Source organism: Roseovarius conchicola (assembly GCF_041403425.1).
GTDB lineage: Bacteria > Pseudomonadota > Alphaproteobacteria > Rhodobacterales > Rhodobacteraceae > Roseovarius > Roseovarius conchicola.
The window spans coordinates 658,559-681,955 of sequence record NZ_JBGEHK010000002.1 but is presented as its reverse complement, the minus strand read 5'-3'; the positions used below and the strand labels follow the sequence as shown (position 1 = coordinate 681,955).

Sequence of the window (23,397 nt, the reverse complement as noted above, 5' to 3'; positions counted from 1 at the left end):
CGGCAAGCCGTGCAATCACACCGTCCACCAGAACCGGATCAGATGGAAAAAGATCGGTGCCGCAAAGATCAGGGAATCCAGCCGGTCAATGAACCCGCCATGCCCTGCAATCGTCGCGCCCCAATCCTTGACGCCACGATCGCGTTTCACCGCCGACAGGACCAGCCCGCCGAAGAAGCCCATCAAGGCAATCACCAAGGCCATCAGGCCCGCCTGCCAGAAGCTGAATGGCGTGATCCACCACAGGCAGGCGCCCAGCAGCGTCGCGCTGCCAACCCCGCCCGCAAACCCCTCGACGGTTTTGGAGGGCGACAGGCGCGGGGCAATCTTGGTTTTACCCATCAGCTTGCCCCAGATGTATTGCAGCACATCGCTGGCCTGCACCACGATCACCAGAAAGGCGATCAGAAGGATGTTCTGTCCCTCAAATCCGGGGATATTCAGGCAGAGCAAGGCCGGGATATGCGACACGCAATAGATGGCGATCATTGCCGCCCATTGCACCTCGGCCACGCGGATCAGGAAATTGTCGGTCTCCCCGCGCAAAGCCGAAAGGATCGGCATGCCAAGGAAGACATAAACCGGGATGAAAATCGCAGTGAACCCGTACCAATCCGTCCAGATCGACCAGTACTGCAGGGGCAGCGCAATGTAGAACAGCGCGGCCAGCATCCATGTATCGGCCCTGCGCGCATTGGTCAGGGTCACGAATTCCCGCAATGCCGCGAACGAGCAGATCGCAAACAGCAGTATCACACCCGGACGTCCCCACCAGAACGCCAGGCCCAGCACAATCGCCATCACCCACCACGCATTGATCCGCGCGTTGAGATTCTCGATCACCGGGTTGTCAGCCCCTTTGAGGCGCGCCAAGACGAACCCGACGGCTGACGCCGTGACCAGCACTGCCAGAACGGCCATCAGAAGTGTCATTAGCTCTGAATGATGCCCGATCATGATGTCGCCACCTCCGGGGCCAGCGCCAAAACAGCAGCTTCGGCACGTTTGAGAAAGGCGGCTTTCTCTTCGCCGGGGTCCAGTTTGATCGCGTCACCAAAACGCACTGTACAGATGAAGGGCAGCGGAATGACCTCGCCCTTGGGCAGCACGCGATTGAGGTTCTCGATCCAGACCGGCACCAGAGGCACGTTTGGGCGCGCCTCGGCCAGATGGAAAAGCCCGGGTTTGAACGGAAGCATCTCTGCTTCGGTGTTACGCGTCCCTTCCGGGAAGATGATCAGGCTGGACCCGTCATCCAGCGCCCCGACCATTTGTTCGACCGGATCCTGGGTGCGCGCCTCGGGATCGCGCTGGATCAGAACGCAGTTAAACACCTTCTCACCGATGAACTTTTTCACTGGGTGGTTCAGCCAGTAATCCGCCGCCGCCACCGGGCGCGTGCGCTGTCTGACCGATGCGGGCAGAACCGACCACAACAGGATCGTATCACCATTGCTGGTGTGATTGGCGAAATAGACCGCTTGGCGCAAATCCGGTTTACCGCCCGGCCAAAAGCCCTGCACAGCGGTAATCAGCCAAGAAAACCGGGTGATAGCAAAGGCGGTCAGTTTGGCCAGGATACTCATACACACTCCTTGATCACGACAATGTGAGGGTGCGGACCCAATATCTACAAGTCAGGAAAAACATACCCTTAACGCGGATAGCCTTACTTGATGATGACATAGACCTTGCGGGTTGTCTCGGTGATGTCCCAGCGACCGGTCCAACCCTTGGGCAGGGTCACAACGGTTCCGGCGGAAATCGGTGTGACGGTGCCATTGTCGTCTGTAATCGTGCCCGCCCCGCTGAGGATCGTGGCCACTTCGGTATCGGCGCGGTTGACCACGGGCCAGCCACCCGGTTCACATTCCCAAACGCCAGCGGCCACGCCATCAGTGTTTGAAATCTCATGCACAGAAATCTGCGGATCGCCACTGTCGGCACCGGCCCGCTGGCCCGCCGGAGTTAACTCCATGTCGGTGGCCCCGTAGATCGAAGGAATACTCATGGTCGCGCGCCTTTTCTTGAAATCAACCTGTTGAGCCAGACCCTAGAGCGTTCGCGGTGCAGAATTCAACACATGTCGATCCTGACAAGCCGGGTGGCTTGAGATGCACGGCTGGATTAAGATCAGCCGAAAGACGCGGTGACCATCTCGCGACGTCGCATGAATAAACCAAGGACCTTCAATTTGACCCTAGATGACTTTGCCCAACGGCCCTGGCTGGCGCTGGACGACAGCGATCTTGGCGGTGCCCGCGGCGCGCCCAGCATGCTGAACCCGGAAGAGGCCCGGTTTTATGTCTGGTTGTCACGCACCATGGCAGGCGTCGACGGTGCGGTTGTCGATCTGGGCTGTTTTGCCGGTGGTTCAACTGCGTATCTTGCCGAAGGCACCCGGCAGGGCGGCGGGCAGGCGCAGATTCACGCCTTCGATCAGTTCGCCGCCAGCGAAAAGGTCAAGGAACGCCAATTGTATTCCAAGGGTGTCGCGCCTTTTGATGGCACCGATATTCTACCGCTGGCGCAACAGGTGCTGGCCCCTTGGGCTCCCAATGTGCATTTCCACAAAGGGCGCATTGAAGACAGTGTCTGGGAGGATGGGCCGATTGCGTTGCTGGTGCTGGATGCGTCAAAGACCTCTGAGACGATGGACCAGATGGCCGCAATCTTCTTTCCGCATCTGATCCCGGGGCAATCCATCATCGTCCAGCAGGACGAACTGCATTGGAAAGAGCCATGGATCGCCGTGCAGATGGAAGCCTTTGCAGATCACTTCGAACCGCTGTGCCATGTGCCGGGCGGCACAGTGGCTTATCGCTGCATCAAGGCGATTGATCAGGCGGCTTTAGCCAACGGCGCAGTGGACGGGATGAGCGATCAGGACATGATTGCCGCCCTGTCCCTGGCTGCCGAACGGCTGAGTTTTCTCAATGTCGCGGACAAACTGGCACGCCAGCAGGAAGCAATCCGCCTGAACCCCGGCAAGCGCAAATCCTGGTCTTTCAAGAACCGCGCGCCGCGCATGTAAAAGCCGGACGCTTTACGCCCGGCTTCTAATCTCATTCAAGCCCCGTAGCTTAGGCTGTCGGCAGGATCACAATCTCGACCCGGCGGTTTTGCGAGCGGCCTTCTTCGGTCAGGTTCGAGGCGACGGGCTGATCTTCGCCGCGCCCGAAGGTCTGAATCCGGTTAAAGGCCACGCCACCATTCATCAGCACATCCGCCACCGAATTGGCACGGCGTTCGCTGAGGCCCTGATTGTAACCCGCATCGCCGGTATTGTCGGTATGACCGATCACCTGAACGGTCGAGTCAGGATATTGCTGCAGGCTGCTGGCCACGGTCAGCAGATCGCTGCGCAGGCCCGAATTCACGGTCGAGCTGTCGACGGCAAACAGGATATCCTGCGGCATGGTCACGATCAGACGATCACCGGTATTGGTGATCTGAATATCGTCATTGTTCAACTGCTGACGCAGCTCGGCTTCTTGCTTGTCCAGCGCATTGCCGATGGCCGCGCCACCAAGGGCACCAACCGCGCCGCCGATCACAGCGCCTTTGCCCTTGTCATCGCTGACCACCGCACCGGTGACCGCGCCCACAAGGCCACCGATCAGAGCCCCTTGCTGGGTTTTCTGATAGCCATTGTTTTCATCCACCATCGCAGGGTCCGTACACGCCGCGACAGCCACCAGCGCAAGGCCGGCCATAATCTTCACAGGGGTTTTCATAGTCATACTCTCTCGTGCCTCAGTTACATGCCCAATTTCTTCGGGTCTGAGGCGATGTTATTCAATATCAGAGTATCCCCCAAGGGAAATCCGCGTCCGAACCGGGGGGAATTCGGCGGCATTTCGCGCATCAGCCATAAAATCGGCTGTATTGATCGTTAATCCTAGCGGCCAATCGGAGTGAGTAAAGCAAATGGCACGGCGTAAAATCGGAACAAATTTACCTGCACCATTCCTGCAGCGGGTTGTTCTGCTCCCGGACATCATGGCCGAAAAGTCCGATTATCCATTCGATCTTCCTTGGTTAAGTCAAGACGATTTCGAACTTCGCTTTACAACCCCAGTGACCATTATCGTTGGCGAAAACGGTACCGGGAAATCAACACTGATCGAAGCCCTTGCTGCCCTCAGCGGGTACGACGAGGCAGGTGGAGGGAAAGGCTATCGTCCGGTGGATCATTCACGGGCCATAGACAAGAGCGGAGCCGAGCTGGCAGATGCCATTAGGGCGGGATGGCTGCCCAAAATCACCGATGGGTGGTTCTTCAAGGCGGAGTCCTTTTTCTCGGTTGCACGTTACTTGGATGATGCCGCACGCGAGGGCGGCGGCGCACCGCCTGACTTTCTGTCATGGAGCCATGGTGAGGGGTTTGTGAGGTTCTTCGAGGAACGCATGTCCAGACAAGGTATCTACTTCATGGACGAACCGGAAAGTGCCTTATCTCCAAAGAGGCAACTCGAACTCGTCCGCATCCTGCATCGCATTCAAGAGGCAGCAAAATCTCAGGTGATCATGGCCACCCACTCTCCGATCCTGATGGCGTTACCCGGTGCGCGGGTTCTCGAGGTTTCGTCTCGTGGCATCTCTCAAGTCGACTACCGTGACACACAGCATTTCAAGCTGTATCAATCATTTACCGTCGATCCTGAAGACTTCATCCTGCAAGCTCTCCGGGAAGAAGACTACCGGGACTATTGAGCGCGATGTCACGCTTCGGCCCGTGCACTTTCCCAGGCAAGGATCGCGCGTTTGACAGGCAAGCCCCAGTGATAGCCACCCAATCCACCCGACTTGCGCAAGGCGCGATGGCAGGGGATCAGATAGCTGATAGGGTTGCGGCCCACGGCTGTGCCCACAGCGCGCACGGCTTTGGGTTTGCCGATAGATTGTGCGATTTCGGAATAACTGGTCACGTGGCCTGAGGGGATTTGCAGCAATGCCTCCCAGACGTTGATCTGGAACGGCGCGCCGATCAGGTAGAGCGGGGCACGCTCGTCACCGGAACCACCGGCGCCATAGGCCACCTGTACCCACGGGCGCAGCATCATCGGGTCTTCTACAAATTCAGCCTTGGGCCAGCGTGAGACAAGATCCTCCATCGCCGCCTCTTCGCCTATTTCGCTGGAAAAACCGATGCCGCAAATGCCCTTTTCAGTGCCCATGACAAGGCTCAGGCCAAAGGGGCTGTCGAACCACCCCCAATAGATTTTCAGGCCTTCGCCCTTGCGGGCATAATCACCGGGACTCATCGCTTCCCAACGCAGGAAAAGGTCGTGCAGACGCCCCGAGCCTGACAGGCCCAACTCGTGCGCGGTGTCCAACGTCGTGAAGTTCTGCGCCAGCAACTCTTTGGCATGCCCCAGCGCCAGATACTGCTGATAGCGTTTTGGGGAGACACCGGCCCATTTCGTGAAGAGGCGCTGAAAATGAGCCGGACTCATCTGCATCTCGCTGGCCAGATCGGTCAGCGACAGTGTCTCGCCGCCCTCATCTATCAGGTCGATGGCGCGGCGCATCACGTTGTAATGATAGCTTTGGTCTGCGTCCGTATGCATGGTGCGATCCTTCTCAAACTTGCTCAAAGATACGCCTCTCCCGACGGTGGTGCGACCCGAATATTGCTCATTGGGGTTTGGCGGCGTATCCCTGTCTTCAGACCTCGCATCATGTGGAGGAGGGGCTGGTGTTTCGGTACGTCATATCCTTGTGTTTCCTTCTTCTCAGCATGTCGCCCGCGCGCGCCTGTTGGGATGCGCCGGAACCTGCGTGTTTTACCAAGCTCTGGAGTGATCAGGCGCTCTCTTATGTTGCCGAAGGTCCGCGTGTGGCCCGGCTTTATCACCTGATCGACTGGGGTGTTGTCCCTCGGGGAGAGGCCGCAGCGCGGACCCTGTTGGAGGGTCTCAGTTACGATGCGTTGGCGGCCCATCAGGCCGCCCAAACCGAGACCGAGGGCAATCCGATGCTGGATATGCTGGCCCCGAACGGCACGGAAAAGCCCAGCGTTGAACTGGCCCTGCTGTTGATGATGGGTTACCTGAACACGCCGGACAACGCTGCGGTTCCGACGGATTACCTTTTGGTCCTTTACGATATTGCCCGCCAGACAGGGGATTTGCAGACTGCCGCGTCGTGGTTCGCGCGACTGCCAGACTATCTTCAGGCCGACCCGGATGTGGTTGGTCCCGATGGGTCCTCTGGCGCGCCTGATCTGTTTGCCGAGGCCCAAGCGCACGCCATCGCCACGCTGGCCCATCTGCAAAGCGATGAGATCGAAGCGGCCCAATCGCGTGCGGCTCAAGCCACGGGCGAGCCCGCGTTCATGGCCTGGAAAGCCATTGCAAGACATGCCATCGAAATGGATGACATGGGGCGTCTGGCGCAGGCCGTGACAGGCATGCGCGCAAGTTTTCAATCCACTGCCGCCACCACATTCGACGAAGAGGCGTTCGAGCGGGCAATTGAGGCCGCCGAGGCGGAATACTCTGCTACGGGGGATCCGGATGCCCTGGTTTATGCCTATGAATCGGCGGATCCCTCGGCCTATGACCTGCCCCCGGTCGCCCGGCTCAGCGTGGCAGTTGCGGCGCGATATCTCAGCATTCAAACCGGCGAAACAGGTGACGACGGGTTCGATGCGGCCTTGGCCATCTTGGCCGAGGCGCTGCAGTCGGGCCTTGAGGAAGACAGCGGCGCGATGATGCGCAATGCCCGTACCGCCCTGCGCCTTGGGCTGGAGGACGAGGCAACGCAGATCATCGACATGGCCCTTGCCAATGACCCTGGCGTACCGTCTTTCGAGCTGTTCGATCTGCCGGACGAGGCCGAGCCATGGGCGGAAACCTGGGTGAGTTGGATGCTGGCGCGCTACAACGCGATTATCGACGATCCTTCACCGTATGAGACGCGTGATTACTGGTCGATATGGGTGGGGGAAGATGCGTTATCCGAGGCGATTGAGCTCACCCGGGCACTGGCTTTTTATGAGTATCGCGATGAGACCTATAGTTTTGCCTTGCGAGCCTCGGCCTATCTTGGCGCGCTGCCAACGCGCTATCCCGATCTGACCGAGTTCAACCATGCCCAGCTGTTTGAGCGCGAAACAGCACCGCTTGTTTTCCCGGCTGATGTGGCCAGCCAGAGAATGCAGAAGAGTGGTATGGACGTGCTGTCCATGGCCTATGCGTTTGCCGATGCCAAACGCCCGGATATTGCCCTTATAGCGCTGGACGCACAGGACGGTCTGCGCAACCTGGGCCATTGGATGACTTATACCGGCAAGGTGCCCGAGTGGCAGCGCCCCGAGTATATTACCGCCCTGCGCCCTTTGATCGAAGATGAAATCAAACGCCTCGCCGCCGACGGGTATCCCGAACTGGCACAAGATCTTTCCGCCAAAGCAGCGGTGTTTATGGCCGGGATCGGCGATTGGCCTGCAGCGCGCGGGTATTACGACCGTCTGGAGGACGTCACCGGCACCTACGGCCCGGCCCCGGCCATCCGCAACCGCCTGATCGCGCTGCGCGACATCGCGGCGGGTCTGTCCTCCGATCCACCACGGATCGAATACCCTTACGAGGATTTTGCCCTCTGACCTCTTGCAAACCGCGCCTGCGCCCGGCAATGAGGCAGAATGGCCAAACAGCTTGATTATCATACCATCCGCGCGATCTTTGAACGTTTCCACGCTGCCGATGCCGAACCCAAGGGCGAGCTTGAGCATGTGAACGTCTACACGCTGGTCGTGGCCGTCGCGCTAAGTGCACAGGCCACGGATGCGGGCGTGAACAAGGCCACGCGCGCCTTGTTCCAGATCGCTGACACGCCGCAAAAGATGCTGGAGCTGGGCGAAGAGGGTCTGATCGAGCATATCAAGACCATCGGGTTGTTCCGCCAGAAGGCCAAGAACGTCATAAAACTCAGCCAGATCCTGGTCGATGAGTATGGCGGCGAGGTTCCCAATTCCCGCGCCGCGTTACAATCCCTGCCCGGTGTCGGGCGCAAGACCGCCAATGTGGTTTTGAACATGTGGTGGGGCATGCCCACGCAAGCCGTCGACACCCATATCTTTCGCGTCGGCAACCGCACCGGCATCTGCCCCGGCAAGGATGTTAACGCCGTCGAACGCGCCATCGAAGACAACATTCCGGCCGATTTTCAGCATCATGCCCATCACTGGCTGATCCTGCATGGCCGCTATCACTGCAAGGCGCGCAAACCTTTATGCGGCACATGCATCATTCGAGATCTCTGTATGTTTGAGGACAAGACCCTATGACCAAATACCAAGCTGTCGGTATCGGCAACGCTGTAGTGGATGTGATTTGCCAAAGCGATGACGCGTTTCTGTCCCGCATGGGCATCGAGAAGGGCATCATGCAGCTGATCGAGATGGAGCGTGCAGAGTTTCTTTATGAGAACATGGAGAATCGCACGCAAATGGCCGGAGGGTCGGTGGCAAACACGATTGCAGGTCTTGGGGCGCTTGGGCTGTCGACCGCGTTTATCGGGCGGGTCTGCGATGATGGCCCGGGCCGGGATTACGTAAGCGAAATGAGCGATGTGGGTACGGATTTCGTGAAGACCCCGGTCACAAGCGGCGAACTGCCCACGTCGCGCTCGATGATCTTCGTCTCGCCCGATGGCGAGCGCTCGATGAACACATATCTGGGCATCTCGACCGAGTTGGGATCAGAAGATGTGCCCGAAGAGGTTGCAGGCGGCACCGGGTTGCTGGTGCTTGAGGGCTATCTGTTTGACAAGGACAAGGGCAAGGCCGCGTTTCTTGAGGCCGCACGCGCCTGTCGGGCAGCAGGCGGGAAGGCAGGCATCTCGCTGTCCGATCCGTTCTGTGTTGATCGCCACCGGGATGATTTCCGCAAACTGGTGACCGAGTTGGATTATGTGATCGGCAATGATCACGAATGGCTGTCGCTTTACCAGACCGAAGACCTGGGCGCGGCACTGGAAACCGCCGCGTCGGAAAGCGGGCTGATCGTCTGTACGCGCTCTGGCGAAGATGTGGTGATCGTAGAAGGTGACGAAACCGTCCGCGTTCCAGTGGATGAGATCACCCCTGTCGACACCACCGGCGCGGGCGACCAGTTTGCCGCCGGGTTCCTTTATGGTGTGGCCACGGGCAAGCCGTTGGCCGTCTCAGGCCGCATGGGCTGTATCGCGGCGGCTGAAGTGATTGCCCACTACGGCGCCCGCCCCGAGGCCGATGTGAAAGCGATGTTCGAGGCAGAAGGGCTGGTCTGAGCCCATAGTGGCGAATTCTGCGGAAGGCATGAATGGCCGGTTTTAGAAGAAACAGCTTCAATGTTGGGCGTGAAGAACAGGCTGCTTGCTCATCTTTTTGTCAATTGCCGACTTACAGGAAATTCTCATCCGGCGTCACGCGTTTCGATGACCACATTCTCTACCGAAAAAGACTTGTTTATGGTCGGGCAATTTTGATGTTCAATGCTAAATGGCAGTTTTCGACAGTGAACTGAACTCGACTGGCGAATCTTAACGAAGCTTATGCTTCGATCCACAGAAAATGGTGTGGAATAATTTCGTTTCCTAAGCGTTGTCTCAGCATCAAGGCACTTTCTTTGCCAATGAGACAGAACAGTGGGACACATTGCAATGCGGATATTGCTGATCGAAGACGTTATGCAGATAGCAGAACTTATTCACCGCGGTTTGGATGCCGAAGGGTGGCACGTGGTACATGCGGGATCAAGAAAAATTGCTTTCGAAACTCTGGATACTCAGAATTTCGATGTCATTATTCTGGACTTGACCCTACCCGGTTGCCACGAGCAGGAAGCATGCAGCCAAGTGCAGCAGATTTATCGAGAAATGCGTCAGCAAGCAGACTTTACACCGATCTTGGTCTTGTCTGCATTTGGTGATGTCGAGGAATTGAAAGAAGGTCTGCGACCCTCCACCGATGATTTTTTGGTGAAACCTTTCGACTTTGACGAATTTGTCTCCCGACTAAGGAAGCTCCATCGTGGCACCGCAGTTGAGAGGCCAATGTCGTCGCTTAACCACCCGGAGACGTAAAACCATTCATTTGGAGTACGTCCGCTTGCGAACCGTTAGTTCTATTTCTGAAAGATTTGCTTTGACACCCGACCTCTTGCGCATGACCAGCTGAGAGCCCAATTTTAGCGCCCTGAAATCAACAATAGCAGATTACAGTAATTGGCTTGCACAAGAACCGGCAAGGCAAGAACCCAGCGTATCTAAAGCACCTGATCGCGACGCCTTGCGGTGTTGGCTAGGGGGGTGGACCACCCAATACTATTGCGACCGTTCGACACCCACGCGTGACCCAACATCCCGGCCAGTTATTAAGCTGAGTCCTTAAAGCGCACCTGCATTGCCAATATTACAAAGCTGTCATCAAACGTTCATAAAACTATTATGATTGGTTAATTCGTCACACAGGATGAATTCACAGCATCCCGGCAAAGTTGATCCAAAGCGCCTCCATTTCGGGAGCCGCCAAAACTAAGGATCAAACAATGCTCGACCACGTTCTCTCTCCAGAAACGCTTGTCCGGTTTGCGATCAATATTGCCTCCATGGTCGTGTTGATATTTGGGCTTTTTTACCACCGCTATCGCGACAAAGAACTGGTGACCGCTGCGTCGCTGTTCAACGTCTTCGCATTCGGCGTGCTGACGGTCTTGTCGTCTGTTGAATTCAGCCTTGCCGCCGGGTTCGGCCTCTTTGCCATACTTGCACTTTTCACGTTGCGATCAGAACAGATTTCGAAGGTCGAAATCACCTATTTCTTCGGATCCATTGCCATTGCCGTCATCTGTTCGATCCACGGCACCGGGTTGGCCTTCGTGGGTGTGGTTGTCAGCTTGGTTCTAGTGGGGGCCTGGGCGCTGGATCATCCGCGCATTCTGAAGTCGTCCGATGGTGTCAAGATCACACTCGACAAGATCGACACCCATGCGCTCTCGGACCCCAAGGCAATGCGCCAGGACCTGTCCTCGCGATTGGGGGTCGAGGTGATGTCCTATCAAATCACGGCGCTTGATTACATCAACGATATGGCGCGTATCAACGTCTTCTTCCGCAAACCGTAAACCACTGGAAACGCAAAGCAAAAAAGGATTTCACTATGGATATCAGTATTGCGACTACGTTGGCCGGGTTCGATCCCATCAGCCTGGACGATTTGAACGGCAAAGCGGCCATGCTTGAGCGGCTGGACAACAAATACATCCTGACTGCCGGTGCTTTCAAACCTGCGCTTGAAGAGTTCTCAGAGCATTTTGAAGTGCTGGAAATCGACAATAAGCGCGCCTTCACCTATGCCACCAATTACTATGACGACCCGGAAATGCGCGGGTACTACGACCACCATCAAGGACGCCGCAAACGCTGCAAGGTCAGGGTCCGCGAATATGTAGATGCCGGATTCAGCTATCTTGAGGTCAAGCTCAAGGACAAACGCAAGATCACCGTCAAGAAACGTCTGAAGGTCGCTGACCAGGACGACCCGTTAAACAGCCAAGCGCTGGATTTTATCGAAGAGCAATATCGCGACATTTATAACGAAACATTCGGCAAGACTCTCCATCCGGTGATCGCGATGCAATACGAGCGCATCACGCTCGTCGCCAAGGAAGGCGGCGAACGGATGACAATCGACACCAGTCTGCATTTCGAGGCCAACGGAACATCGCGGGCCATTCAACCCGACATGTTCATTGTCGAGACAAAGTCCGCACGCGGGAATGGCATCGCCGACAAAATCCTTCGCGGTTTGCACATGCACCCGACCAGACGTTGCTCGAAATATTGCATTGGGATGGCATCGACCGGCGCGGTTGTTCGCCACAACAGGTTCTTGCCCGCGCTCAAAAAACTACGCCTGGCCGAGGCCTCATAATCTTTTCAAAACCGGAGACGATAAGATGTCTGATTCCACCACAACTTCACCAATGTCTACGTCAGGTTCAGACCGGTCGCCGGAAATGACCAAGACGATCCAACGGATCATACTCTGCCTTGCTTTTGTGGCTGCTGCGGCCGCCTATGCTTTCTTCCGAGGTGGCGAATTTGGCATCCTTTTTGCCATTACTGCAGGTTTTGGCGCCTATATGGCCCTCAACATCGGCGCCAATGATGTCGCCAACAATGTAGGCCCCACGGTTGGCGCCAAGGTCATGACCCTCGGTGCCGCTCTTGTTATGGCCGCCACCTTCGAAGCCCTCGGTGCCATCATTGCCGGCGGCAACGTTGTCGGCACTGTCAGAGCCGGAATTGTAGATCCATCGCTGATTTCGGATCAGATGGTCTATGTCTGGGTGATGATGGCGGCCCTGCTTGCGGCGGCGGTCTGGTTGAACCTTGCGACAATGGTCGGCGCGCCAGTCTCGACAACGCACTCCATTGTCGGTGGTGTTCTTGGGGCTGGCGTCGCCGCTGCCGGGCTATCGGTGGTCAACTGGACAGTCGTGACCAATATCGTCGCCAGTTGGGTGATCTCGCCACTACTGGGTGCGGTTCTCGCCGCTGGCTGTCTATACGTCGTGAAGCGTTCCGTCACCTATCAGTCCGACATCCTCGGAGCTGCCAGACGTGTGATTCCGATGCTCGTTGCCGCCATGACCATGAGCTTCACCACCTTTCTGCTGGTCAAAGGCCTGAAAAAGATCATCTCAGTCGATCTCGTGACCATGGCAACCCTCGGCTTTGCCTTTGCCGTGGTCGCCTGGTTTGTGATGCGCGTCGTCGTTATGCGCCAGGCCCAAGGGCTTGAGAACACCAAAGCTGGCGTGAACCGCCTGTTGGCTGTGCCCTTGATCCTGGCGGCCGCAGCCCTGAGCTTTGCCCATGGATCCAATGATGTCGCCAACGCGATCGGCCCGCTTGCGGGTATTGTCGACGCGCTTGCAAGCGGCGATGTCCATGCCAAGGCGGGCATTCCCTTTTGGCTGCTGGCCATCGGCGCCATTGGCTTGGCGATCGGTCTCTTGGCCTTCGGCCCTCGCGTGATCCGCACCATTGGATCCGAACTGACACATCTTGATGCCATCCGCGCCTACTGCATTGCCATGGCCGCTACCCTGACGGTTATTCTCGCCAGTCAGTTGGGCCTGCCAGTAAGCACCACTCACGTAACCGTGGGCGCGGTCCTGGGGGTGGGTTTCCTGCGCGAACGGATCAAAGCGCGATATGAAGGGATCTTGCACGAGATCCACGAAGCCCACCCCGAGGGGGACACAGACGGCGTAGACGCATTCCTGAAGCGTTTCCATACCACGCCGATCGCAGAGCGCAGCGCCATGCTGAAGGAGCTGAAGCTGAAGACGCGCATGGGTCAGAGTGATGTTACCAAACTCGATCGCAAGACGATCACCCGGTTGCATAAACGCGACCTAGTGGACCGTTCATTGGTGCTGAGAATCTTCGCAGCCTGGATCATTACGGTTCCCGCAACTGCAGCCATATCCGCAATCGCTTACTTCACGCTGCGCGGAGTAATGCTCCCCTGACCTGATCCATCACCCCGGCCGGCCACCGACCGGGGTGGGTATACTCCACATCCAAAAAACACCAAGGATCACCTGATATGAGCACGTCTCCTCACAAACACCTTCTGCCGGCGGCGAGTTGTGCGTTAATGCTTACTTTCAGCTCTGGCGCGGTTTCAGCCCAGGCTGAAGTCGAACCAGCCCCATCAAACAGGCTGAACGCGACACTTTGGGACTATCAAATACTAAGCGCTATCCGCGTTGACGACATCAAGTTCTCGGAAGCCTCAGGCGCCTCATTCGATCACGACAAGCAACTGCTGCGGATCATCTCGGACAGGGGCAGGCTGTTTGCTTTTGACGTCCCGGTGACGAACGGAAAATTCGAAATCATTAACCCGGTCTCGGCCGTCAAGCTGCGGGATGCAGACGGCACACAAATGCGGCGGGTCGGCTTTAACCCCGAAGGGCTTGAAACATACAACGGAAATAATGGCAAAACGGGCGACGCCAATGTCGTCGTTGTCAGTGAAACAGGCCCGTCAATCGCACGGTTTACATCAGACGGTGAGCTAATATCGTTCATCGCCGTTCCCGACGCCTTGCGTGACCCGGACCTGCAACGCAGCGTCAAGGACGGGCTCGAATCCTTTGCGCAGCATCCGGATTTCGGTTTGCTGACCGCACCCGAAGAACCCCTGCGTGCGGCACCTCGACAAATCCATTCGATATACGGCGCCGCGGGCAAGCTCTTTTCCTTTGATGTCTCCGACGCTGGATCGACCAGCATCAAAAGTCTTGAGGTGCTGCCGGACGGTCAAATTCTCATATTGGAGAATCTGAAATCCGACGACAAGACCGTGCTGACACCGATCCTCAGAATGCTGGACCCAGCGGAATGTGGGCCGGATCTGTGTCCGACCCGCTGGATCGCAGTGCCAATTCCAGGTGTACCGGATGCGAAGTTCGAAGGTGTTGCCGACATTGGAAACGGTCATCTTATCATAGTCAGCGACGACAAGATCGATGGCGAGCATCGGACTGTTTTCGGCCTGGTCGAAATGACAAGCGGTGAATGAAAATGCTCGTTTTGAAGTCATCCATTGATCGTGCGGGCCCTCCTCAAGCCTCACCGTTGCAGCCTGATACTTGCATCGACAAGAAAGCCCGTTTTCTTTCAATGAACTTAATCTGCGCTGCGGCTGCGTTCCTGATATTCCCGTTTGGCGGAATGGCCTTCGCCGATCCGGACGACCCATCAGAATGGATCAGGTTTCACTTCGACAAGAAGCCGCATGTCACCAAGAAAGTGACAGATCGCCTGGCGATTGGCGTCGCGTTAAAGCTTACGGCGGAGCGCGCGCGACACTTGGATTTCGAGTCCCGGGAAACTGAGACCGAAACCAAACTGGAAGGCCAGCTTGGTCTTCTTTACGACACCGGTGGCCTCGTCCGTTCCTATCTGGAGCTGAACTACGCCACCGAAAGCCTGGCCAGCAATCAATCCAACGCCCGCGACGCGATTTTCGAGGTGAACGAGGCCTATGTCTCGTTTCGCAACAGCAGCGGAAATCAGGCGCTGTCCATCGGTCGATGGTCGGTGTCTGACGAACGGGAATGGCTATTCGAAGAAGAGCTGGACGGCATCCATTATTTCCACCGTGGTCACAAGTTTGCTGTCGAGATGATGTATGCGCGCGAGCAGATATTTCACAAGGATTTGCTTGAAGACCATGATGACAACGAACCGGACCACTTCTACACTCGCGCCTATGCCAACCTGCCCGGCGATAAAATCGGCAGCCTTTATGGCCTCTATCAACGCGGTCAGGACCGAGGTGATGCTGACCTTTTCTGGCTGGGCCTTTCGTTTGCGGGTCACGTCTCGAATGACATCAATTACTGGGCTGAGCTCGCCCATGTCAGCGGCCGCGAAAAGAGTCGGGACATCCGGGGATTTGGGCTGGATGTCGGGCTAACCAGAACTTTCAGCCAGTGGCGTTCCAATCCGCGCGTGACGGCGGGCTTAGCCTTCGGTTCCGGCGATGACGGTTCCGGTTCCGACACGGCGTTTCGCCAAACCGATATACAGGGCAATTCCGACAAATTCGGAGGTCGTACAAATTTCAAATATTATGGCGAAGTCTTCGATCCGGAACTTAGCAATCTGGCAATCTTCACCTTGGGGTTGGGATTTGACTTTCTCAATAAATCTTCGATCGACATTGTCTACCACAACAGCTTCCAACACCGGGCATCAACAAAGATCCGCAACAGCAATCTGGATCGGAAACCGAATGGCATTAGCCGCCATCTGGGTCACGAAATCAATCTGGTGGTCGGTGTTCGCGAATTCAAGAACGTCGATATAGACCTGATCGGAGGGGTGTTTTTTCCGGGCTCTGCCTTCGATGACCATGACGATCCCGCCACGTATTTGGGCGTCGAATTCAGTTTGGAGTTTTGACGTGATGAAGTGGTCTTTCCCAGAGGCAAAGGTAACGCCGGCGAGGGTTTTTCCTAGCTTGGCCCTATCAGCTACCAGCACTGCGTTACAAATTCGGACACCGTGGCGGGACAGCAGGCACTCAGAAGTCTGGCCACAAGGTCATGATATGTCAAAGAGCTAAAAACAATGAGCAAATCAACCGATAAAAACAACGAACATGACGTGATGGGCCAAGCGGCGGAAGACGGCAAAAGTCAACCGGCGAAAGACCTTGGCGACCCCAAGCCAGACAAGATCAAGCAGCTTGGATCGGCCAAGGCGGTCGATACCATGTTCCGCAACGCCTATCGAGCCGAGCTCGACACAATTGCACTGGCCGCTACCAAGGCAAATATCATGATCTCGCTGAACGGATTCATCATTTCCGCTCTGATGATCTCCGGCGCCTTCATTTTTGCATCCTCGCCCGCCTTCCTCCTGCCGGCGGGCGTCTTTCTATGTACCGCTGCGACCTCGATTATTTTTGCGCTTCTTGCCGCATCGCCCGAGCAGTTCGATTTGTTCGGGTCCCTTTGGACCTGGGTCCGGGATGTTCGCCGGGGTGAGGCGCGGCTGCGCGATCTTCGCCAATACGTGATACGTGGAAGCGAAGCCGAGACAGGCGACGATCTGAACATGCTGATTTACGCCGACCGAGTCCGGGTCAATCGAGCGGAATACTGGCAGCGCATGGAAACTCTGATGCGTGATCGCGACAATGTCTATCACAAGATGAGCGATCAGCTCTATTGGCTGGGATTGATGGCCAACCGAAAATTCAAACTCCTGAACATTTCCTACACCGTGTTTCGCTGGGGTCTGCTGCTTTCCCTGCTCAGCTTCATCGGCGTCAGATCAGCGCAAGGCCTGTTTCCCAGCCAAAACGATGACGCAGTGGTTCAGCTGCACAGGCTTGGGATTTCGGAATTCAACGACATCTACGAACCTTCGGCGGTCCAACAACTGTCCGACGGCCGCATTCTGGTGGTCGAGGACGAGGCCGCGCGTGCCATTAGCGTAATGTCCATTGCCGATGATGGGACGTTAATTGAGGATCCTGCCGTCGATCTGAAACTCATTCGTGGATTTTCCCGTAAAATGAATGACTTGGAGGGCTTGTCAATTGACGAGCAAGACTTCGTCTACGCGGTCACTTCGCATGCGAGAACAGATAAAGGTGCCCGCCGTCCAGCACGTGAACAATTGCTGAGATTCCGCATCAAAGGCTCGAATGTCGGCGATATCAGCAGTTTCACCGCCTTGGCGGACGCGCTGAGTGCTGCTGATGATCTGAAAACGGCAATCCGAGACCAGAGTGGCGAAGATGTCGATTTCAAAAAGGTGAATATCGAGGGGTTGGCCTATTTCCGTCAAACCAAGCAGCTTTTGCTCGGCTTGCGCGAGCCTAAGGCCGGTGATCACTCGATCATCGTTCCAATCGAAAATCCGGCGCAGGTGTTTGAGGATCAGGCGGACCCGGTCTTTGGCGCGCCAATCCTGCTTGATTTGTTGGGAGGTGGCATCCGTGCTCTCAGCTTCGATCCGGTTCTTGGTGCCTTCCTGATCGTCAACGAGGTCAAGACCCCCGGCGCCGGACGCCATTCGCAGCTATGGACATGGAGCGGTGAGGCGGATGTGCCACCCGAACCGATCCTGTTGCCCGATATCATAAACCTGAACAACGTTGAATCCATTGATTCAATTACCGTTCTGGGTGAACCGCGGTTACTGCTCATGAGCGATGAAGGCAACGCCAAGAAGAACCAGCCCGCCAAGTACCTGATGCTGGATTACCAGCAGCTCTCACAATGAGAGTCCGTCATGATCGACGTTCAGTATTTCAGCTTTTGGTGCTTGAACAGAATCCGTCGGAATTTGCCACGGGCGGTGCCAACCTCAGCTTTTCACGAGGGATACCGGCTCTTCTGCGCGCCAGGATTTGGTCGCATGAACTTATTCGACGGGAATTTGAAATAAAACTGCTTCAGCCCCGTTGTAGATACAGAAACAGCATCCGGAGATATTAGGTGACAGACCGCTTTCGACAGGATTTAGTCGCGCTCGTCCCCAAGCTGCGCAGATTTGCACTGTCCCTGACAGGCAACACCGCTGATGCGGACGATCTTGTACAATCGGCTTGCGTGAAGGCTCTAAGGAATGCCGGCCAGTTTCAGGAAGGCACACGCATGGATAGCTGGATGTACCGCATCATCCAGACGCTCTGGATCGACGATCGCCGCCGCGCCAAGGTCCAGGGTGCCAAGGTCGACCCAGAGGAAGCAGGTCTCAGCGATGGCGGCAAATCTGCGCGCCTGCCAGAGGACAGGATGATGTTGAACATGGCGCGCAACGCGATGAATAACCTGCCGGACAAGCAGCGCGCGGTTTTATCGTTGGTTGCTATCGAGGGGCTTAGCTACAAGGATACAGCCGAGGTGTTGGACGTGCCACTGGGCACAGTAATGAGCCGCCTTGCCCGCGCCCGCGAAGCTCTTTTACCACGCCTCGGACTAACCAAAGGATCCCTGCAATGAGCCTTGAGACAGTAATGGACAAAACCCGTCTTGCCGCCTTTGCAGATGGCGAATTGACCCCGGAAGAGGCCGCCAAAGTGGTGATGCATCTGGCGGATCACCCTCAGGACCAGGCCTATGTGGACAACCTGATGGCCGCTAATGAATTTCTGCTACAGGCTTTTTCCGCCCCTATGAACCAACCAGTGCCTGCCGAGATCAAACAGGCCATTATGGGTGAGAAGCCCGCTGCTCAGGTTGTTCCCTTTCGCCGCAAACCCGCTGTCTGGGCCGGGGGTGCCGCACTGGCCGCCTCGGTCGCACTTGCGCTGGTCACCCTGCCGCAGATCATGGCGACCAGTGACGGGCGCTTGGCGCTAACGCCTGGACCGGTTGCAATGGGCAGCACGCTTTCCAGCACCTTGAACAGCCTGCCCTCGGGCGTTCCGCAAAGCCTGGACGCGGATCGCGAAGTGATGATCCTTGCGACCCTGCCGGTCAAGGGTGGTTTCTGTCGCGAGATCGAGGTCGTGGACAATGCCGCCGAACAGATTGATCTTGGCCTTGCGTGTCGCACGGATGGGGCGTGGGCTATTGTCGTCACAATGTCCGAGCCTCTGGTGGCGCCCGGAACGGAGGATGGGTTTGTCACCGCGAGTGGTGACGAAACGCTGAGCCTCAACCCCGTCCTGGATCAGATGGACGCTGGCTCGGCGCTGGATGCCGCGACAGAGATAGATTTGATCAAGCGTGGCTGGCGCCCTTGAATTCCAAAAGATCGGGGTAAGCCGCGTGAAAAAGGCAAATCGCAGCGCAGGTGCGGAGCCGCAGGTTTCAGATTGTTCACCCCACGCTAGTCCACCAAGGGTGGGGCGCAGACGCCGCTGGTTGAGATCAGACCGTAACCGAAAATGTCATCTTTCCCTTCTGCACCTAGATCGAGCGCAGTTTCTCCGAGGCGTTGACGCAGCCCTTGGATATTCAGCGACGGATTTTGCGATACAATGAGTCCTGCCGCCGCTGTCACGAAAGGGACTGCAAACGACGTCCCACTTTTTAACCGCGCACCGCGGATCGAAGTGGCCGCCAACATATTCACGCCAGGGGCCGCGACATCAACATGTGCCCCGCGTTGCGCATGGCGGTAAATGCGCCCCTTGGCATCCACCGCTGTCACAGCAAGAACATTTTCGTACGCTGCAGGGAAGGACGGTTTGGCCCTTGGGCCAGCGTTTCCTACCGCAGAAACAATGATTATACTACGCTCCTCCGCCATCTCTTCGACCGCCTCTGCCAATAGCCGATTATCCGGCCCGGACAGCGACAGGTTGATCACACGCACCTCGCGGTTTGCCAGTAGATCAAGCGCCCGAAGCAAAGACACGAGATCGGCGCGCTCTTCGTGCCCGGCGCTAGCAAAAGCGTCGACTGCGATCAGATCCGCATCGCTAATCAAACCCGGCACTCGACTGTTCGTATCCCCGACCAACAACGAAGCAACTGCTGTGCCATGAATAGCTTTCGAGGGTGATAGCGCCATATCGGTCAGCGTGATCGTTTCAAGACGGGCGGCAGCCATAATCTCATGTTCAGGGTTAATGCCGGTGTCTACCATTCCCACCGGGACCGTCAGCGCACATTCACCAAGGGCAAGGGCATTATGCGGCCACTCGATCAATTCCCAGGCGCGGCAGTTCTCATGTGTGCAGGGTTGCGCCTGAACTGCTGCGAGTGTTTCGCTTTGCTCGAAGCGATAATAGTGGTTGAAATCGGCTGTCTGGCCGGTTGTCAATGCGCGCACACGGTCTCGTGCGTCTTCAAGTCCGGTGCCTGACGGAATTGTCAACCGGGTGAGAGCGTGATCGAGCTCGGCAAGCTGCAACACCTGGATCACCGCGTAACCTTCTTCCAACAACACATCAAGATCCTCATTGGCAATGTCGGAGACAACAAGTTCGGCCGGTGCCTGTTCAAGACGCACAATCGGCGGCGCCGTCTGTGCGGTTCGTTGCGTTCGGCGGGTCTTCTGGCTACGTTCTTTCCACGGGAACCGGAATTCAAACCCACTACCGCCTTGCGCTCTGCTGTTAGTGCCGTTGCGGCTGCCGCGATCATCCCTGTCATCGCGATCATCACCGCCATCGTCGCCATCCCCGCCGTCTCCATCGCCACCGTCGCCATCAGCCCAGGCGGCCGAAAAAAACAGGCCTTTACCGACCGCCGCGTCGGATGCGGGAAATGCCAAGCTTATCAGAACAACCGCTGCCACGCCCCAACGCGCTAGAACTCGACATGCCATATCAACACTCCTTCAGAATGGTGTAATTTGATTCAGATGTAACGCCTTGAAAGCAGATGGATTTTTTGATCTTGGCAGTTTGTTGAACAAAACCTGAAATCTGGTTCTTATTTGTGCCCCAATGACTTATCAAACCACGACGTAGCTGCTTGGTTTAATCAAGCCGATATCCCGCGCCCCTTAGGGTCACGATGTAATCGCCCTGATCACCAAATTTTTTGCGAAGGCGGCCAATGTAGACATCTACAATATTCGTCATCGGATCTGCTTGGCTTCCCCAGACCGCATTCAGTATACGTTCGCGGCTGAGTGCACGTCCTACATTCTTCAGCAACAGCACTGCGATTTCCCTCTCTTTACTCGAGAGCGAAATCGGATCGCCATCGACATAGAATTCCAGCGCATATGGATCGAAGGACAGGCCTTTATGGACCAACATCTGGCCTTCATCCTTGTCCCCGTAGCCGGTTTTGCGCCGGTGCAGAGCTTCGAGCCGAGCAAGCAATTCTTCAAAGTCAAACGGCTTTGGCAAGTAGTCATCTGCACCGATGCGCAAACCGGCCACACGTTCGTCGGTCGAATCCAACGCAGTCAACATTAGAACTGGCGTATTGTTGCTCCTGGCGCGCATTCTTTGGCACACTTCGCTACCTGAAATGCCTGGCAACATGAGATCCAGTATCACAACGTCGAAGTCGCGGGATTGCAAGAACTCCAGCGCCATTTCACCGTCACCGGCGTACTCGACGCTGTATCCTTCTGCTTTCAAACCGCGACGCACGAAATCCGCGACACGTTCCTCATCTTCTACAAGCAGAATATTCATCGATGCGTCCCTTAGCTCGTTGGCGCGCTGGGAAGATTTATCACAACCGTCGTACCGGTGGTGTCCCTATCACGTATTTCGGCTGTACCATCATGCGCTTCGGCGATTGAGCGCACGATTGGCAGCCCCAGCCCCAGCCCTTCCGTATACCGGCTGGAAGCATTAGATCCCCGGAAAAATCGCTCAAACGCCGATTTTTTATCCTCATCACTCATGCCCGAACCGTCGTCAGAGACAGCAATTTCTACAGAGTCGGGACGCGTGTCCAGCGTTACGTCAATCGTCGTTCCGCCGTGACGTTTGGCATTCTCAAGCAACGCCAGCAACGCCTGTCGAAGCCTCTGCCGATCGACACGTGCAATCGCGTCTTCGCAGGGCGAATTAAACTCAACTTCGAGGCCCGACAAAGTGATGACCTCTTTGACCAATTCGCCCAAGTTAACTGGTTCAAGAGACAAGTGGAGCGATCCACTCTCCTTGCGTGACATGAACAACAGATCGCTTACCAGATTGGCCGTATGATTTGCGGCCATACGTGTCCTGCCCAAGGCTTCTTTGTATTCGTCGACGGTTTTGTCGGCTCCGCGCAATGCGATGTCACTTTCTCCTTGGATCACGGTAAGAGGCGTGCGCAGCTCGTGGCTAACATCCGCAAGCAGCTGGCGCCGGGTTTCTTCGGATTTTCGTGCTTCGGTCAGGAGCTTTTCGAGCGATTTGGTGCGTTGCTGAACCGCTTGCTCTAGTTCCTCGTTCTGCGTAGTTAGGGTTTTGGTGCGGGCGGCGACAACCTCGGACATTTCGTCCAGAACTGATCCGATTTCCGAAAGCTCACTGCCACCCCTGAGGTCGATACGAGCTGAAAAATCCCCAGCAGCGAATTTGCGTACGCCCGTCAATAAACGCTCAAACGGATGGGTAAACTCACGTCGGAACATCAGCAGGGCCAGTATAGTAATGGCCAGAAAAACTGCAGCCAGGGCGTATGAAATCATACGCACCAATTCCATCTGCGCACGGGCCTCAGCCTCAGTTTCAGCAACTTCTTCTTCTTCTTCTTCAAGCGCAACCGAAATCAGCTCGCGAAAGTCTTTTTTAATGTTGTCATTCAGAACCAACGAAAACTCGCGCCAGTTCGACCGGATGTCGTCAAGGTCATCACGCTCCAGTGCCCGCTGAAACAGTGTGGACAACTTGTCGATGACGTCTTCGACTTCACTCAATAGCTCAAGCTCTTCCAGCTCTTCATCGCCAACCAGCCGGATCTCTTCCTCGATCGTTTCACGGATGTTGGCAATATGCGTATTCAGGCGCTCGTTGATTTCGTTTACGTCCTGCGCGCGCTCGGTATCGCCCGCCAAAAGCAGATCGCCAAATCGTTTGAACAGCAGATACGTGTCCGCCGTGAGCATCAAATGCTGCTCATAAGACGTGTGGGCGAGCGTAATGCGATGGTTGTGGAAGTCGCTTTGTCTGGCGGCCCAGATGGCGACCGAAACACTTGCCGAAGCGACCAGCAGCACGACGAACGCAAAAATTTTGATAATGTGAGCAATTTTCATAGATAGACTTACTTCTCGCGAGTGGTTTTTTAGAAGGTTAGAGTGTTATGCCGAAGGTGCAGCCGCTGAGACGGTGAAACACGCTGTGCATAGCAAGCTCCGGGCCGCCTATCCTTTTGATAATATGCAAATCATGACCGTGTCCTGAGCGTAAGATGAATGTTTGATGAACGCGATACGAATTCTTTCAGGCGCTTTTCA

Annotated in this window: 23 protein-coding genes; 15 read left to right on the top strand and 8 right to left on the bottom strand. The window is 56.2% G+C overall.

The window, feature by feature from the left end:
* Positions 1 to 15: 15 nt before the first annotated feature.
* The 3 genes from V6N02_RS09155 to V6N02_RS09145 form a co-directional block, all read right to left on the bottom strand.
* Entirely contained in the window at positions 16 to 957 is a 942-nt protein-coding gene (locus V6N02_RS09155; protein WP_371225238.1) for a phosphatidate cytidylyltransferase, read from the bottom strand.
* Positions 954 to 1,586, bottom strand: a complete 633-nt coding sequence (locus V6N02_RS09150; RefSeq protein WP_371225237.1) for a lysophospholipid acyltransferase family protein — start codon at positions 1,584 to 1,586, stop codon at positions 954 to 956. Before V6N02_RS09150 ends, V6N02_RS09155 begins: the two co-directional genes overlap by 4 nt.
* Positions 1,587 to 1,669: 83 nt before the next feature.
* A complete protein-coding gene (locus tag V6N02_RS09145; protein WP_371225236.1) occupies positions 1,670 to 2,011 on the bottom strand; it encodes a cupin domain-containing protein in 342 nt (113 codons plus the stop codon).
* A gap of 183 nt (positions 2,012 to 2,194) precedes the next feature.
* Here V6N02_RS09145 and V6N02_RS09140 point away from each other — a divergent pair, with 183 nt between their 5' ends.
* Positions 2,195 to 3,034, top strand: coding sequence for a class I SAM-dependent methyltransferase (locus V6N02_RS09140; protein ID WP_371225235.1), 840 nt, complete (start codon positions 2,195 to 2,197; stop codon positions 3,032 to 3,034).
* Between the two features lie 49 nt (positions 3,035 to 3,083).
* On the opposite strand, the gene V6N02_RS09135 is transcribed toward V6N02_RS09140, so the two are convergent.
* A complete protein-coding gene (locus tag V6N02_RS09135; RefSeq protein WP_371225234.1) occupies positions 3,084 to 3,743 on the bottom strand; it encodes a YiaD family glycine zipper/OmpA-like lipoprotein in 660 nt (219 codons plus the stop codon).
* A 187-nt stretch (positions 3,744 to 3,930) separates the two neighbouring features.
* Here V6N02_RS09135 and V6N02_RS09130 point away from each other — a divergent pair, with 187 nt between their 5' ends.
* Positions 3,931 to 4,716 carry an AAA family ATPase gene (locus V6N02_RS09130; RefSeq protein WP_371225233.1) on the top strand — a complete coding sequence of 262 codons (786 nt, stop codon included), beginning with the start codon at positions 3,931 to 3,933 and terminating at the stop codon, positions 4,714 to 4,716.
* Positions 4,717 to 4,724: 8 nt separating this feature from the next.
* Here the strand turns inward: V6N02_RS09130 and V6N02_RS09125 are convergent, their stop codons facing one another.
* Positions 4,725 to 5,573 carry a methylated-DNA--[protein]-cysteine S-methyltransferase gene (locus tag V6N02_RS09125; RefSeq protein WP_371225232.1) on the bottom strand — a complete coding sequence of 283 codons (849 nt, stop codon included), beginning with the start codon at positions 5,571 to 5,573 and terminating at the stop codon, positions 4,725 to 4,727.
* 128 nt (positions 5,574 to 5,701) lie between these two features.
* Here V6N02_RS09125 and V6N02_RS09120 point away from each other — a divergent pair, with 128 nt between their 5' ends.
* From V6N02_RS09120 to V6N02_RS09060, 13 genes are all read left to right on the top strand, one after another.
* Entirely contained in the window at positions 5,702 to 7,612 is a 1,911-nt protein-coding gene (locus V6N02_RS09120) for a hypothetical protein (RefSeq protein WP_371225231.1), read from the top strand.
* A gap of 39 nt (positions 7,613 to 7,651) precedes the next feature.
* Positions 7,652 to 8,296, top strand: coding sequence for an endonuclease III (gene nth, locus V6N02_RS09115; RefSeq protein ID WP_371225230.1), 645 nt, complete (start codon positions 7,652 to 7,654; stop codon positions 8,294 to 8,296).
* Positions 8,293 to 9,279, top strand: a complete 987-nt coding sequence (locus V6N02_RS09110) for an adenosine kinase (protein ID WP_371225229.1) — start codon at positions 8,293 to 8,295, stop codon at positions 9,277 to 9,279. Before nth ends, V6N02_RS09110 begins: the two co-directional genes overlap by 4 nt.
* Positions 9,280 to 9,311: 32 nt before the next feature.
* Complete coding sequence (locus V6N02_RS09105; protein WP_371225228.1) at positions 9,312 to 9,515, top strand: hypothetical protein; 204 nt, start codon at positions 9,312 to 9,314, stop codon at positions 9,513 to 9,515.
* A 145-nt stretch (positions 9,516 to 9,660) separates the two neighbouring features.
* Positions 9,661 to 10,074, top strand: a complete 414-nt coding sequence (locus V6N02_RS09100) for a response regulator transcription factor (RefSeq protein ID WP_371225227.1) — start codon at positions 9,661 to 9,663, stop codon at positions 10,072 to 10,074.
* Between the two features lie 464 nt (positions 10,075 to 10,538).
* Positions 10,539 to 11,114 carry a DUF4956 domain-containing protein gene (locus V6N02_RS09095; RefSeq protein ID WP_371225226.1) on the top strand — a complete coding sequence of 192 codons (576 nt, stop codon included), beginning with the start codon at positions 10,539 to 10,541 and terminating at the stop codon, positions 11,112 to 11,114.
* Between the two features lie 35 nt (positions 11,115 to 11,149).
* Complete coding sequence (locus V6N02_RS09090) at positions 11,150 to 11,923, top strand: polyphosphate polymerase domain-containing protein (RefSeq protein ID WP_371225225.1); 774 nt, start codon at positions 11,150 to 11,152, stop codon at positions 11,921 to 11,923.
* A 25-nt stretch (positions 11,924 to 11,948) separates the two neighbouring features.
* Complete coding sequence (locus tag V6N02_RS09085) at positions 11,949 to 13,532, top strand: inorganic phosphate transporter (RefSeq protein ID WP_371225224.1); 1,584 nt, start codon at positions 11,949 to 11,951, stop codon at positions 13,530 to 13,532.
* Positions 13,533 to 13,609: 77 nt separating this feature from the next.
* Positions 13,610 to 14,590 (top strand): esterase-like activity of phytase family protein, encoded by a 981-nt coding sequence (locus tag V6N02_RS09080; RefSeq protein ID WP_371225223.1) that lies wholly within the window; start codon positions 13,610 to 13,612, stop codon positions 14,588 to 14,590.
* On the top strand, positions 14,587 to 15,978 hold the full coding sequence (locus tag V6N02_RS09075) for an alginate export family protein (protein ID WP_371225222.1): 1,392 nt from the start codon (positions 14,587 to 14,589) through the stop codon (positions 15,976 to 15,978). Before V6N02_RS09080 ends, V6N02_RS09075 begins: the two co-directional genes overlap by 4 nt.
* 168 nt (positions 15,979 to 16,146) lie before the next feature.
* The gene (locus tag V6N02_RS09070; protein WP_371225221.1) at positions 16,147 to 17,811 is read left to right on the top strand and encodes a Pycsar system effector family protein; all 1,665 of its coding nucleotides are present in this window, start codon (positions 16,147 to 16,149) and stop codon (positions 17,809 to 17,811) included.
* Positions 17,812 to 18,026: 215 nt separating this feature from the next.
* Positions 18,027 to 18,533 (top strand): RNA polymerase sigma factor, encoded by a 507-nt coding sequence (locus tag V6N02_RS09065; protein WP_371225220.1) that lies wholly within the window; start codon positions 18,027 to 18,029, stop codon positions 18,531 to 18,533.
* Entirely contained in the window at positions 18,530 to 19,279 is a 750-nt protein-coding gene (locus V6N02_RS09060) for an anti-sigma factor family protein (RefSeq protein ID WP_371225219.1), read from the top strand. Before V6N02_RS09065 ends, V6N02_RS09060 begins: the two co-directional genes overlap by 4 nt.
* Positions 19,280 to 19,365: 86 nt before the next feature.
* Here V6N02_RS09060 and V6N02_RS09055 read toward each other — a convergent pair whose 3' ends face one another.
* The 3 genes from V6N02_RS09055 to V6N02_RS09045 form a co-directional block, all read right to left on the bottom strand.
* Positions 19,366 to 20,811, bottom strand: coding sequence for a S8 family serine peptidase (locus V6N02_RS09055; RefSeq protein WP_371225218.1), 1,446 nt, complete (start codon positions 20,809 to 20,811; stop codon positions 19,366 to 19,368).
* 154 nt (positions 20,812 to 20,965) lie between these two features.
* Positions 20,966 to 21,637, bottom strand: a complete 672-nt coding sequence (locus V6N02_RS09050; RefSeq protein WP_371225217.1) for a response regulator transcription factor — start codon at positions 21,635 to 21,637, stop codon at positions 20,966 to 20,968.
* Between the two features lie 11 nt (positions 21,638 to 21,648).
* Positions 21,649 to 23,196, bottom strand: coding sequence for a sensor histidine kinase (locus tag V6N02_RS09045; protein WP_371225216.1), 1,548 nt, complete (start codon positions 23,194 to 23,196; stop codon positions 21,649 to 21,651).
* Positions 23,197 to 23,397 lie beyond the last annotated feature (201 nt).

Excerpts from the sequence above, each read along its gene's own strand:
- V6N02_RS09145 (WP_371225236.1), bottom strand. The coding sequence starts at position 2,011 with ATGAGTATTCCTTCGATCTACGGGGCCACCGACATGGAGTTAACTCCG.
- V6N02_RS09150 (WP_371225237.1), bottom strand. The coding sequence starts at position 1,586 with ATGAGTATCCTGGCCAAACTGACCGCCTTTGCTATCACCCGGTTTTCT.
- V6N02_RS09050 (WP_371225217.1), bottom strand. The coding sequence starts at position 21,637 with ATGAATATTCTGCTTGTAGAAGATGAGGAACGTGTCGCGGATTTCGTG.
- V6N02_RS09125 (WP_371225232.1), bottom strand. The coding sequence starts at position 5,573 with ATGCATACGGACGCAGACCAAAGCTATCATTACAACGTGATGCGCCGC.
- V6N02_RS09080 (WP_371225223.1), top strand. The coding sequence starts at position 13,610 with ATGAGCACGTCTCCTCACAAACACCTTCTGCCGGCGGCGAGTTGTGCG.
- V6N02_RS09105 (WP_371225228.1), top strand. The coding sequence starts at position 9,312 with ATGGCCGGTTTTAGAAGAAACAGCTTCAATGTTGGGCGTGAAGAACAG.
- V6N02_RS09070 (WP_371225221.1), top strand. The coding sequence starts at position 16,147 with ATGAGCAAATCAACCGATAAAAACAACGAACATGACGTGATGGGCCAA.
- V6N02_RS09045 (WP_371225216.1), bottom strand. The coding sequence starts at position 23,196 with ATGAAAATTGCTCACATTATCAAAATTTTTGCGTTCGTCGTGCTGCTG.
- V6N02_RS09095 (WP_371225226.1), top strand. The coding sequence starts at position 10,539 with ATGCTCGACCACGTTCTCTCTCCAGAAACGCTTGTCCGGTTTGCGATC.
- nth (WP_371225230.1), top strand. The coding sequence starts at position 7,652 with ATGGCCAAACAGCTTGATTATCATACCATCCGCGCGATCTTTGAACGT.
- V6N02_RS09075 (WP_371225222.1), top strand. The coding sequence starts at position 14,587 with ATGAAAATGCTCGTTTTGAAGTCATCCATTGATCGTGCGGGCCCTCCT.
- V6N02_RS09130 (WP_371225233.1), top strand. The coding sequence starts at position 3,931 with ATGGCACGGCGTAAAATCGGAACAAATTTACCTGCACCATTCCTGCAG.
- V6N02_RS09155 (WP_371225238.1), bottom strand. The coding sequence starts at position 957 with ATGATCGGGCATCATTCAGAGCTAATGACACTTCTGATGGCCGTTCTG.
- V6N02_RS09060 (WP_371225219.1), top strand. The coding sequence starts at position 18,530 with ATGAGCCTTGAGACAGTAATGGACAAAACCCGTCTTGCCGCCTTTGCA.
- V6N02_RS09110 (WP_371225229.1), top strand. The coding sequence starts at position 8,293 with ATGACCAAATACCAAGCTGTCGGTATCGGCAACGCTGTAGTGGATGTG.
- V6N02_RS09135 (WP_371225234.1), bottom strand. The coding sequence starts at position 3,743 with ATGACTATGAAAACCCCTGTGAAGATTATGGCCGGCCTTGCGCTGGTG.
- V6N02_RS09055 (WP_371225218.1), bottom strand. The coding sequence starts at position 20,811 with ATGGCATGTCGAGTTCTAGCGCGTTGGGGCGTGGCAGCGGTTGTTCTG.
- V6N02_RS09085 (WP_371225224.1), top strand. The coding sequence starts at position 11,949 with ATGTCTGATTCCACCACAACTTCACCAATGTCTACGTCAGGTTCAGAC.
- V6N02_RS09090 (WP_371225225.1), top strand. The coding sequence starts at position 11,150 with ATGGATATCAGTATTGCGACTACGTTGGCCGGGTTCGATCCCATCAGC.